The organism is Rhodohalobacter mucosus (assembly GCF_003150675.1).
Lineage (GTDB): Bacteria > Bacteroidota > Rhodothermia > Balneolales > Balneolaceae > Rhodohalobacter > Rhodohalobacter mucosus.
On the sequence record NZ_QGGB01000007.1, the window covers coordinates 387,254 to 398,890 of the forward strand.

The following is an 11,637-nucleotide window of genomic DNA, read 5'->3' on the forward strand; positions in this document are numbered from 1 at the left end:
CAATGGAAGTCTCCCCTCGAGGGGAGTACCGCCGTCTGGCGGGGAGGGGTGTTACGTAGTGAAATTAAGGGTATTATTTAATTTTATAGGGACGAACCTCAGCTTAGAGGGTCATTCCCCAGACTCTCACGAGCCTCTCCCCCTTCCCACATAGTGATCCCAATGGGAAAAGGGGGACTATTTCGTTTCAATTCCTTGACTTACCTCATGGACACCTGATGCGAAATCTATCAGTTCACGATGTTGGTGAGTTCAATATCGTACTGAAGCGTCGATTCACTGTATTCTGCGGTGAGGCCGGCTGTAACGTCTGCGTAGCCCTGTTCAGGCGAAACGATGATCGTGCGGATTTCACCTACTTTCATCCCGGTCAATCCTTTTCGTAAGCCGGACGTATAGAGAAGAATCGGGCTTCTGGGGTTGATAATTCCGTTTGAAAGTCGAATCTGGTCTACGCGCTGGTTTGTAATGGGAAGGGCATTTCCATTGCTGAAGGAGCTGTAGATAATATCACCGTCAAGCGACCTGAGCGTTACAAGAAAGGAGATCTGATCGCGCTGGGTTACTGAAAACGTACCGGTTCCCTCTTCCAGAACATGCACGTCAATTCCGGGTTCTACGGTAACCGGGTCCACTTCAGTGTAATCGAAAGCCGGAGGCACGGTCGAAAAGTCGGGGGGCTCAAAGCTGAACGGATCCGTAGTGTCGCAGGAGGATAGTATAAAAATGACCAGAAGGGCCGGTATTAATCTCAAAACCGAAATTTGCATGATTGCGTGATGGATAAAATTCTTTTTCAAAAGCCTTTACAGACTTAAGAAGTTAAAACTAATTGGTGAATGAATAAAATATGAATCGAGGATAAAAGCGGCCTGTTAATCACTCTGATTGTCACCCCAACATATAAACAGGGTGCTTTGCATCAATTAAGAACCGCTCTGATTGCCAAACGCTTTTTCGAGCTCTTTCTTGCGTTTGCGCGCAGCAATTTTGCTTAGAAAAATGGCGAACTGGTAAAGAATGAGCAGGGGGAGTGCAATCATCATCTGTGAAATGGGATCGGGCGGGGTTAGAAACGCCGCAACAATAAGAATGGCAACCAGCGCATGGCGGCGGTATTTGCGCATGATGTCGGGATCGAGCAGGCCCACTTTCGACAGAAAGTAACTGATTACGGGCACCTGAAAGATCACGCCGCATGCCAGCGTCCAAACAGCCACAGATGTAAAATATTCATTGATATCGAACTCATTGCTTATAAAGTCGGAGATCACGAACTGGGTGAAAAACTGAACCGCGAAGGGAACCAGGATCAGATACCCGAAAGCTACACCCAGCAAAAAGAAGAAGGTGATGAAAAGCGAGTTCAGAAATGTTTTGATCTTTTCGCCTGACTCCAGTGCGGGCTCCACAAAAGCCCAGAGCTGAAAAATAAAGAGCGGTGACCCGATAATGATGCCGGTGATGATGAGCGTGCCCCAGTAGGTAAAGAACTGTCCGGGCAGCCGTCGTGAAATCAGAGAGAGTTCAACGGGATCGATGGGCATCAGGCGGTACATGAAAAAGTCTGTGCCTGCGGGACCCAGGATGAGCTCTTTGATGATAAAGTCGCGAAAAAAGAAGGCCACCAGTACACCCGCCAAAACGCCAAGAAGTCCTTTCAGGATCCTCCAACGGAGTTCTTCCAGGTGGTCAAGAAACGACATATTAGCGGTCGGATCGACCTTGGGAGGCTTGGCCTTGGGGAGAATCCGCCCCATGATACCCCGCTTCGACTGTTCCGTACTATCGCTCATCCGTATCGGCTATCTGTCTGTACTTTGTTTTATTGTGATGAATTTGTGTAAAAGGCATTCAGAATCAGCAATCCGCTGATCAAAGGGTATTTATGGAGTGGTTGCGAAGTCGTAGAGTGGAAACATGTCACACATCTCTTTCACCTGTGTTTTGACGGAGTGAATCACATCTTCATCCTCCGGCTTTTGAAGAACGGTATCGATCAGGCGTACAACCTCTTTAAACTCATTTTCACCGAAACCGCGCGTCGTCAGGGCAGGCGAGCCGATCCGGATACCGGATGTTACAAACGGGCTTTCCGTATCAAAAGGGACCATATTTTTATTAACGGTGATACCTGCACGGTCGAGGGATTCTTCCGCAAGCTTACCGGTCAGGCCTTTGCTGCGCAGATCCACCAGGATCAGGTGATTGTCGGTGCCATCGCTGACCAGGTTGTAACCGCGGTCCATAAATTCATTTGCCATGGTTGTGGCGTTGGCTTTTACCTGTTTTTGATACGACACGAATTCGGGCTCAAGCGCTTCGCCAAAGGCTACGGCCTTGGCTGCAATTACGTGCATCAGCGGTCCTCCCTGGCTGCCGGGGAATACGGCGGAATCGAGCACTTCGCTCCAGTTTTTGGTCCGGCCTGATTTGCGTGCCGTCACACCCAGCTTGTTTTCACCGTCATTACCGACCAGAATCATGCCGCCCCGCGGACCGCGCAGTGTTTTGTGCGTAGTTGTAGAGACAACATCACATACCGGAAGCGGATCATTCAGTTCGCCCGCCGCAATCAGCCCGGCCGTATGCGCCATGTCCATCCAGAGAAAAGCACCCACCTCGTCGGCGATGTCGCGAAATGCCTGGTAGTCGAAGTCGCGCGTGTACGCGCTGGCTCCGATCGAGATCATCCGCGGATTTACTTTTTTAGCTTTATCCCGAACCTTGTTCATATCAATTCGGCCGGTGTCCTTTTCCACGCCGTAAAATTCAGGGTGATAGATGATGCCGGAGAAGTTGACGGGCGAGCCGTGCGTGAGGTGGCCGCCGTGCGCCAGATCGAGGCCCAGAAGGGTGTCGCCGGGCTGCATGAAAACCAGGTAGATGGCTGCGTTGGCCGACGCACCGGAATGCGGCTGTACATTCGCGTAATCGGCATTAAAAAGTTTTTTAGCCCGCTCACGGGCAAGATCTTCCGCAACGTCCACGTGCTCGCAACCGCCGTAATACCTTTTACCGGGATATCCCTCCGCATACTTGTTGGTAAGTACGGAGCCCATGGCTTCGATAGTGGCGCGGGATGCAAAGTTCTCAGACGCAATCAGCTCAAAATTTTCATTCTGGCGCGTGGTTTCCTTCTCAATAATGCTGAAAATTTCAGGGTCCTGCTCTTTAAGTGCTTTCATTTTATGTAAGGATATGAATCAATATTACTTGTCAGTGATTGCGTTAATCTTATTTACGCGGCGTTCGTGGCGTCCACCCTCGAATTCGGCTTTAAACCATGCTTCCAGGATCTCCCTGATCTGATCGGTTTTGAGCTCGCGCCCGGGGAGGCAAAGCACATTGGCATTGTTGTGTTCACGTGCAAGGCGTGCAACGTGTGTGGAGTAGACAAGAGCCCCCCTTACATTGGGAAATTTGTTGGCCGCCATACACATGCCCTGACCGCTGCCGCAGATCAGAATTCCCGAATCATATTCACCCGAACTCACCTTTTTGGCTACCTGTACGGCAAAATCGGGGTAATCAACGGAGTCCGCTGAGTGTGTCCCAAAATCTACCGGCATGTGTCCGAATTCTTCCAGTATCTCTTTGGTCTCCTCTTTGGCTTCAAATCCGGCGTGGTCACTGGCTATGGGAATAATCATGGGCACATTTTTAAGGGAAAAATTGGTTTCTCAAATATCTCGAAAAAAACAGTGAGCACCAAGGCAGGAATTGGGCAGAAAAGAGGATTTGAGAAAATTTGGGCAGTATCGTATGGGTTCTCGCAGATTTCTCAGATGAATCGCGGATATTCTGCGGAAATCTGCGATTAACTCAGTCCCGCAGGGATCACTATGCGGCGCAAATCTGCCCCGCTGGGATGCCAATGGCACGAGTAAACCTATGGCCGCAGGAAATTCGTAACCACCGAATCGGAGGATATGCTTCCGAACACGCCGATTCCACCGTCGATGTTGTACCTCAGATTAGGGATCTCTCCGGGCGACAAGGTGGATCCTCCCAGCTGCACTTCCTGCGAGCGCAGCAGTTCAGCAACATTCCGGTCTACCGAATTGGTGACAACAGTTGTCTCCCCGTAAAAAGCAGCTCCGATCCATGGAAAATTCAGAAAGATGGTGCCGTCTGCCATGATGTCGAAATTGCCCTCATTGATCAGGCCCGAAGAGTTGCTGAAAAAATCTTCAATTTCAGCGTCACCGTCGTTAACCGCGGCAAGATAAAAAGGCGTAAGACTCTCCGGTGTGGGGTTGAGGGCCAATGCGTCAAAAACAAACACGTTTTGATTCTGGGTTTGAACCGTCGGAGCCAATACAATTTCAAGCTGTTCATCCGACTGATACACCACAGATTCCCGTACGTCATTAATCACACTGATCTGATCGGGGACGGTGGTCACGGCACTCAGCTGTTCATCCCGGTTGCTGAAGGTGACGTCAATTCGGTAGCTTCGCCGGGCTTCCACGATGTGGGTGTCGTCCTGAGGTATGTAGATTCCTGTGGCGGCTCCGGATTCGTAAGGGAAAACTTCTGCCGTTCCGCCGTTTTCATCCAGCAAGGTTATGCTGACAATGGCACCGCTTAGAGCTGCACTCTCGAATGTATATTCAACGTCAATCGGCAGTGTTCGGGTGATCCTGACAACCGGAAGCTGACGGCCCGCAACCAGGTAGGATTCTATTTGTACCAGTTCGCGGTACTCATCCTGTTCATACAGATCACATCCGGTACCCAGGATCATCAGCAGAGCGAAAAGAAGCGTAAACAGATGAAATGTATTGATCTTCATATATGAATGGGAGTTAAAAATTCACGGTGTAGGACAGAGACGGGATGATGGGTAAAAGCGGGATATCCTGCCGCTCTACGGGGTTCTCGTCAAAATCATAGTTGTAAAACCAGATATTTCTGCGCGAGTAAATGTTGATGATCTGGATCTGCCATTCCGCATCACCCAGGTCAAAAAAGCGCCCGAAACGGCTAAAGGAAAGATCCATGCGGTGGTAGGATGGCAGTCTCGATGCATTCAGATTGCCCACGGTAAATACGTCGCGAGGCGCATTGCCCCATGGAACGGACGTGAGCTGCGTTCGCCCAAGCGGCTCTGTGAACGCCTGGCCCGTTGCGTAGCTGAATACACCCGACACGCTCCACCGGTCGGAGAGCTTGTAGGTTGCAACCACATTCATATCGTGGGTACGGTCGTATTTGGGCGGATAAAACCGCGCCTGCTGCGGATTGTCCGGAATATCGGTGTTGAAGCCGGGGAATTTTCTGCGGGTCACGCCAAAGGTATATCCCACGAAACCGCTCAGCCGGCCGGTCTTTTTCTCGATAAAAAGCTCAAATCCATATGCGTAACCGTCGCCGATCCGGAACAGCTGATCGTAGTCGAGCCCGGAGGGATCGGTTACAAAGGGATCCAGCTCAAACAGATCGCGCATGGTGCGGTAATAGATCTCCGCATCAAAGCCGTACCCTTCGAAGGGGAGGGTCTTGGCAGCGATCACAAACTGGTCGCCGAAGGAGGGGGCCACACCGTCGTCGGATGTAAGCCAGATATCAAATCCGGAGAAAGCCTCGTTGGTTATGAGGGTGAGATACTGGTGATATCGGCCATAGGCCGTCTGCAGCCGGATAGACGGATTCACCCTGTATTCGAGTGAAAGCCTCGGCTCGAGCCGTGCATACGAGCCTTCCGAGAAGGTGTTTAACCGCACTCCGCCGTTGATGACCCAGCTGTCTGACGGACGCCACTCGTTCTGCAGGTAACCCGATAAATATGTGGATTGAATCCTGTTGTTGAAGGTGGTTTGGTTATCAAATTTGTCGAGAAAACGGAGGTTGAGCGTGCCGCCCCAGATGCCGGCCGACACGGTATGGTACTGGTTTGGCAGATACTCCAGATCGGCCTTCAGGCTGAAATCAAGAATGGAATTGTTCCGTTCAAAAGGGGTGCCTGCAATGCTGAATTCGGGTTCATTGAAGTAGCGTGAACCTGTAGCGGTAACAGATCCGAAAAGCTTGTCGCTGAATATGCGGCGCCATTTGCCGCTCACGGTCTGATTGCCATACAGGAGGCTGATATTGGCGTCCTCCAGAAATGGCAGGCGTACCTTGTCGAATCCTGAATAAAAGGCCAGGGAGAAACGATCGTTTTCGGTAGCGTCAAAATTGATTTTGCCGTTGATGTCATAGAAGTAGAACAGATCGGGTACGGTATCGACGGCCTGCCTTAGAATGGCCAGTACAGGTTCAAGGGTGGAACGGCGCACAGCCAGCATCCATGATCCTTTTGAAAAGGGCCCTTCAATGGAGGCGCGCGATGCCAGCAGACCAATGCTGACGGCACCCTGTGTTTCGTTACGGTTTCCGTCTTTGTTGAATACGGTAAGCACGGATCCCAGCCTGCCGCCGAATTGAGCCGGATACCCGCCCTTGTACAGTCTCACATCCTTAACGGCGTCGGGGTTAAACGTGGAGAAGAACCCAAAAAAGTGGCTGGGATTGTAAACGGTGGTTTCATCGAGAAGGATGAGGGTTTGATCGGGACTCCCTCCCCGGATATAGAGTCCGCTTGAGAAGTCGGATGCTGCTTTGACCCCCGGCAGCAGCTGTACGGAACGGAAGACATCCGGTTCCAGAACGGAAGGAAGATCTTTGATGAGCTGAGTGCTGACCTGTGCGCGTCCGATATTGCGCTGTTCCTCCAGTTCGGCCTCCGAATCCACCACAAGAGCTTCCAGTTCAACCCCTTCCGGTATCAGTTCAATATCGAGGCGCAGTGTTTCTCCCACTTCAAGCGTTATTTCCCGCTCAAATCTGCGGTAACCGATATAACTGGCGGCAAGCGTATAGGTGCCGGGAGCTACGTTTGGGATGGAATAATATCCGGACGTATTGCTGGAAGTGCCGCGGTTGATCTCAAGCAGTGCCACATTGGCCGATAGCAGGGTTTCACCCGTTTGGCTGTCAGTGATGTAGCCGTTCATGGATGCCGTTTCCTGGGCAAAAAGGCTGTCCGGGATCAGAAAAAGACCGATATAGCAAAATACAAACAGTAAAAGAGGGTACTTTTTCACGCTAAAATTGATTTTTGGGGTAATGTGAATCACCTGGAGTTCGGGATAAAAAGAGTGCTGAACATACCAAACGGATATTAAAAGAACATAAACTCCTGGGCATAAACCGTTTTGCGTGGCGTAAGGTTTCCTGAAGTTTCAGGGTACAGGGTGTGAATAGATTGACGAACAACGATTCCCGATGAACGAACTGCGAACTGCAGGGTACAGGGTACAGGGTGCAGGGCGCATGGCGCAAGGCGCAGGGTGCAGGTACAGGGACGATGTGAAATAAATCCAGTATTCACAAATCTATCCCAATACTTTCGAGCCTTCCTTAGGTCTTCCGTCTCAATACTCAATACTCAAAATCAAGATACTTCTTAGATCGTACACCGCATATCTCCAATCGCATATCATTCTCCTCTCTCTTTTCACTTCTGCCTTTTGCCTTCTCCCTCACAAATACTATTTGACCCAGAAATTCGTTATATTACTGAACTGCAGTATAAAGCAGAATTTCTTTGACATATTGGGGGTGTACCGGATTCGACGGGTTGAGTACAATTGCAGGCTGCATGCCGAGATTGACCGATGAATCTCGTTAATCATTCATCATGGACTAAAAGTAGTTGACAACAATTACTCTTACCGACTCGCAGCATAAACTGACGAGTCCGTTCCCTTGGGTGCCTTGCCAGTAGGTCCCATTGCGAGCGCCGACTAAACTGGCTTTTCCGAAGGGCGTGTCTGCCGCGCGGCTGGAGAACTTAATGCAGAATAGGTTGGAGTTGTTTTGCTGCTGAGCATGGCTTCATCCGAAACTCAATCAGCAGCTAAGCATGTAGATGCTTGACGATTTGCCTTCTCGGACGCGGGTTCAACTCCCGCCACCTCCACTCATTTACAATCCCCGCAAGGTTCACAGCTTTGACGGGGATTTTTTATAGCAGGGTTAGAGTTAGCTTACGGTTATTCATTTGCGAAGCAATGCTTCGCGGTTCGACTCCCGCCACCTCCACTTAACTTCAATCCCCACAAAGTCTGATACTTTGGTGGGGATTTTTTTTGGCTTATTCTTTGGTTGGGCTTTATTTCTCATTTGCGAAGCATGCTTCGCGGTTCCCGCATAGCGATCCCTTCGGGAAACTCACGCCAGCTCCACTACATTCAAACCCCCGCAAGGTTCAATCTCTTGTCGGGGTTTTTTATTGGAAAATAATCGGGTTTTGACCACAAATCTCAAGCGGGGCTCTGCTCCGCGCTGCTCCTGCGGGGCTCCGCTCCGCGCCGGTAGGCCATCCTGCCACCATCCCTAACAACACCCACCACCGGGCGTGCAGCACCCCTGAACTTCTTCAGCAATGGCAGATGCCGGAGCCACATCACAACTTTCTTTAGCCAGGCAGTCGGTATAGGTGGGGGTGAGTCTAAATCGTCCCTCGTCAAACTCAAGGCCAAACTTGCTCACCGTATCCATCTGGTATTCAATTTCCACCTCGGGATCTTCCCCGTCAAACACCCTGTGCGACGCATCGATAATGCGGCCTGCCATAGATGGTTTTAAACGGTGATGGGTGTCATCGGCGCTCCAGAGCTGAAATACCGCGGTTTTTTTCAGATGTATGGTTTTACCGCAGTCGATGAAGTGTTTGGTTAGAAGGCCGGCTTCCGTAATGTGAAAGTGGGGCGGTACAGAGGTGCCGTCGGGCAGAATAAACGTGAGTCTATCCACGCTGTCAAGATGTTGTCTGAAATCGGATAGCTTCATGATGATGATAAGAGTTAGTCTTACAGAATTATTTAATCGTAAAATTACGATTAATGCAATGAATATCAATGACGGGTTTAATTATTCCCGATTTAACTTATCAGACTATGCGATATTCCACCGTGGCATACAGTATCCGGCGGTAATCTGAAGTCCAGTTTCTTATCGGATATATTCAATGGACGGGCAGGCATAATTCATTGAAAATTCCATATTATCTTCAGCCTGCTGAAGAATTATATCGCGATTACCGAAATTTCATCCTACACAAGAACCGGAATAGATTGATGCTCCACATCCTGCTACATTTTATGGTCCCTCTGGCGGCTGCATGGCTTTTTTACAGAGACCGTATGTGGACGGTTTACCTGATCCTGATCGCCACTATGGCGGTTGACCTGGATCATCTGTTGGCCGATCCGATCTATGATCCCAACCGCTGCTCGATTGGATTTCATCCGCTTCATACCATACCGGCCATTGCAGCCTACGTCATTCTTTTTTTGCTGCCGTTTCTGCCTGAAAAGTTTACTACAAAAATGGCATCGCAAAAAACCATAAATCTGATGCACCTCATCGGCTTGGGCCTGGTAATTCATATGGTGCTTGACTGGCTGGATTGCTTTTGAGCAGTGCTACTGTATGTGAGTATAGTGAAAAGGCAAAAGGCAAAAGGCAGAAGGCAGAAGAGAGAGGGGAGACGTCAAACGTCAGACGTGAGACGGGAGAGGAGAATGATATGCGCTCGGAGATATGCGGTGTACGATCTAAGAAGTATCTTGTTTTTGAGTATTGAGTATTGAGTATTGAGAAGTCAGACGTCAAATGTCAAACGTGAGACGGAAGAGTATGATCTCATATATCTGTGCATCTTGCCCGTTGAAGCCTGAAGCCTGAAGCCTGAAGCCTGAAGCCTGAAGCCTGAAGCCTGAAGCCTGAAGCCTGAAGCCTGAAGCCTGAAGCCTGAAGCCTGAAGCCTGAAGCCTGAAGCCTGAATCAGATCTCAATCATCTCCGTCAAATCAAGCGCTTTTCGATATACTTCTTCGACGTCATCGCCCAGAAGCGTGTAATGCGCCATTTTTCGGCCCGGTTTGCTTTGCAGCTTTCCATAGATGTGAAGATGGCCGTTCTCTTCGCGCATCGATTTTTCTGCAAACTCAACACGTGACAGGCGCTGATGGGTGCCCAGCAGGTTGATCATCACCGCAGCAGGTTTGGTGAGTGATGGATCGCCCAGGGGGAGTCCGCAAACGGCGCGAACGTGGTTCTCGAACTGGGATGTTACACAGCCTTCAATGGAGTAGTGACCCGAGTTATGGGGGCGGGGCGCCGATTCATTCAGCAGTACCTCGCCACCTGAAGTGAGAAAAAATTCGTAGGCAAAGATTCCCTTGCCGTCTATGGCCTCGGTCGCTTTCATGGCCAGCTCCTGGACACGCTTCTGTACGCTTTCCGAAACAGGGGCCGGTGTTTTGACAGCCACGCAGATGTGATGCTTCTGCACGGTTTCACAGACCGGGTATACAACCTCGCCGGTCTCATTGCGGGCCACCTGTACAGCCAGTTCATGTGTAAAATCCACAAACGCTTCAGCAATGATGTCTCGTCCCTCATTTCCGCCCAGGTTTGAGAACGCTTTCAGCGCACCTTCCGGATCCTTAACTGTTTTATTGCCGTATCCGTCGTAACCGCCCTTTGAGGATTTAAGCAGATAGGGCCATCCAAATTTTTCACCGAAATCATTCAGATCCTTTTCGGTCTTGACCAGCCGGTAGGGAGTGACCGGAATGCCCGCACCTTCGAAGGTCTGCTTTTCAATCAGTTTGTTCTCAATCATCGCAAACGAATCGGGGGAAGGGTAGATGGGCGTGCCCGATTCTTTCTGAAGCCTGGATAAAACGGGAGAGTCGATAAATTCATTTTCCAGTGTGATCACGTCGCACGCTTTTGCAAATTCGAGCATCGAATCAGATTCCGAAAACGTGCCGGACCATGATTTTGGAGTCATAAACTGTACCGGTTCATTTTCAGTGCGGTCGGAAAAGACGGCAACCTGCATGCCGTACTGAAACGCGGTGTTGGCCGACATGCGCGCCAGCTGTCCGGCCCCCAGAAAGCCGATGGTAAACCCTGATTGAAGCGGATGTTTCATAGCGGAGCTGTATGATCCATTTTATGGTTGTTGAACAGAATTGATTGTGAGATCAAAGTTACGAAGGTTTTGGGTAAGATGAGTTGGGAGTTGGGAGTTAGGAGTTGGTAGTATTGAGTAGTGAGAAGGCAAAAGGCAAAAGGCAAAAGGCAAAAGGCAAAGGGGAGACGTCAGACGTCAAACGTCAAACGTGAGACGGGAGGGATTGATCTCAGATTTGAGATTTGCGAACTATGATCTCAGAAAGAATTTCTCATCAACTTTTTTGTAGCCCTGTAGCCCTGTAGCCCTGTAGCCCTGTAGCCCTGTAGCCCTGTAGCCCTGTAGCCCTGTAGCCCTGTAGCCTGCTGCGTGTATTTCGCAGTCCCGACCCCTCGGGATAGCCTGCACCTGCCACGTGGGAATTAATTCCCCGCTCGTATATGCCGTCCTCCGGACTCTGCCGCCTGAAGCTTTTTGCCTGAACCCCTTGGTCTACGAAGCTTTCCTGATCTACAAAGCTTCAATGTAGTAGATGTAGGTGCCTAAAATAGGTTGACATAAATTATCACTTATAAACCGATTCTTTATGTCTAAAAAATATCTTCGGCAACGCCGGGAGTTTTCACCTACCTTGCGTAAACAAATTGTCGGGTTGATTGA

Annotated in this window: 10 protein-coding genes and 1 other RNA gene; 2 read left to right on the forward strand and 9 right to left on the reverse strand. The window is 50.0% G+C overall.

Going from position 1 to position 11,637, the window contains the following annotated elements; all coding sequences use genetic code 11:
- Nucleotides 1-230: 230 nt before the first annotated feature.
- The 6 genes from DDZ15_RS11195 to DDZ15_RS11220 all read right to left on the reverse strand — a co-directional run bounded on the left by DDZ15_RS11195 (nt 231) and on the right by DDZ15_RS11220 (nt 7,091).
- Nucleotides 231-755: an FKBP-type peptidyl-prolyl cis-trans isomerase gene (locus DDZ15_RS11195; protein ID WP_158278688.1), complete on the reverse strand. Its 525-nt coding sequence runs from the start codon at nt 753-755 to the stop codon at nt 231-233.
- Between the two features lie 171 nt (nt 756-926).
- Nucleotides 927-1,796, reverse strand: a complete 870-nt coding sequence (tatC, locus tag DDZ15_RS11200) for a twin-arginine translocase subunit TatC (RefSeq protein ID WP_242979001.1) — start codon at nt 1,794-1,796, stop codon at nt 927-929.
- 90 nt (nt 1,797-1,886) lie between these two features.
- A complete protein-coding gene (locus tag DDZ15_RS11205) occupies nt 1,887-3,188 on the reverse strand; it encodes a serine hydroxymethyltransferase (protein WP_109647171.1) in 1,302 nt (433 codons plus the stop codon).
- Nucleotides 3,189-3,212: 24 nt separating this feature from the next.
- Entirely contained in the window at nt 3,213-3,653 is a 441-nt protein-coding gene (rpiB, locus tag DDZ15_RS11210) for a ribose 5-phosphate isomerase B (protein ID WP_109647172.1), read from the reverse strand.
- Between the two features lie 239 nt (nt 3,654-3,892).
- Complete coding sequence (locus tag DDZ15_RS11215) at nt 3,893-4,798, reverse strand: DUF4249 family protein (protein WP_109647173.1); 906 nt, start codon at nt 4,796-4,798, stop codon at nt 3,893-3,895.
- Nucleotides 4,799-4,811: 13 nt separating this feature from the next.
- On the reverse strand, nt 4,812-7,091 hold the full coding sequence (locus DDZ15_RS11220; protein ID WP_242979002.1) for a TonB-dependent receptor: 2,280 nt from the start codon (nt 7,089-7,091) through the stop codon (nt 4,812-4,814).
- A 513-nt stretch (nt 7,092-7,604) separates the two neighbouring features.
- On the opposite strand from DDZ15_RS11220, the gene ssrA reads away from it, so the two are divergent.
- Nucleotides 7,605-7,972, forward strand: a transfer-messenger RNA (tmRNA) gene (ssrA, locus tag DDZ15_RS11225).
- Nucleotides 7,973-8,385: 413 nt separating this feature from the next.
- On the opposite strand, the gene DDZ15_RS11230 is transcribed toward ssrA, so the two are convergent.
- Nucleotides 8,386-8,841 carry a DUF6428 family protein gene (locus DDZ15_RS11230; protein ID WP_109647174.1) on the reverse strand — a complete coding sequence of 152 codons (456 nt, stop codon included), beginning with the start codon at nt 8,839-8,841 and terminating at the stop codon, nt 8,386-8,388.
- A gap of 287 nt (nt 8,842-9,128) precedes the next feature.
- Here DDZ15_RS11230 and DDZ15_RS11235 point away from each other — a divergent pair, with 287 nt between their 5' ends.
- The gene (locus DDZ15_RS11235) at nt 9,129-9,470 is read left to right on the forward strand and encodes a DUF6122 family protein (RefSeq protein WP_109647175.1); all 342 of its coding nucleotides are present in this window, start codon (nt 9,129-9,131) and stop codon (nt 9,468-9,470) included.
- A gap of 192 nt (nt 9,471-9,662) precedes the next feature.
- Here the strand turns inward: DDZ15_RS11235 and DDZ15_RS16740 are convergent, their stop codons facing one another.
- Together DDZ15_RS16740 and DDZ15_RS11245 are read right to left on the reverse strand one after the other, a co-directional pair.
- Entirely contained in the window at nt 9,663-9,848 is a 186-nt protein-coding gene (locus DDZ15_RS16740; protein WP_109647176.1) for a hypothetical protein, read from the reverse strand.
- Nucleotides 9,838-10,995: a 5-(carboxyamino)imidazole ribonucleotide synthase gene (locus DDZ15_RS11245; RefSeq protein ID WP_109647177.1), complete on the reverse strand. Its 1,158-nt coding sequence runs from the start codon at nt 10,993-10,995 to the stop codon at nt 9,838-9,840. Before DDZ15_RS11245 ends, DDZ15_RS16740 begins: the two co-directional genes overlap by 11 nt.
- Nucleotides 10,996-11,637: the final 642 nt, after the last annotated feature.

Bases quoted from the DNA above. Each gene is read 5' to 3' on its own strand.
- DDZ15_RS11235 (WP_109647175.1), top strand. From the start codon at position 9,129: ATGCTCCACATCCTGCTACATTTTATGGTCCCTCTGGCGGCTGCATGG.
- DDZ15_RS11215 (WP_109647173.1), bottom strand. From the start codon at position 4,798: ATGAAGATCAATACATTTCATCTGTTTACGCTTCTTTTCGCTCTGCTG.
- DDZ15_RS11245 (WP_109647177.1), bottom strand. From the start codon at position 10,995: ATGAAACATCCGCTTCAATCAGGGTTTACCATCGGCTTTCTGGGGGCC.
- DDZ15_RS11205 (WP_109647171.1), bottom strand. From the start codon at position 3,188: ATGAAAGCACTTAAAGAGCAGGACCCTGAAATTTTCAGCATTATTGAG.
- DDZ15_RS11230 (WP_109647174.1), bottom strand. From the start codon at position 8,841: ATGAAGCTATCCGATTTCAGACAACATCTTGACAGCGTGGATAGACTC.
- rpiB (WP_109647172.1), bottom strand. From the start codon at position 3,653: ATGATTATTCCCATAGCCAGTGACCACGCCGGATTTGAAGCCAAAGAG.
- tatC (WP_242979001.1), bottom strand. From the start codon at position 1,796: ATGAGCGATAGTACGGAACAGTCGAAGCGGGGTATCATGGGGCGGATT.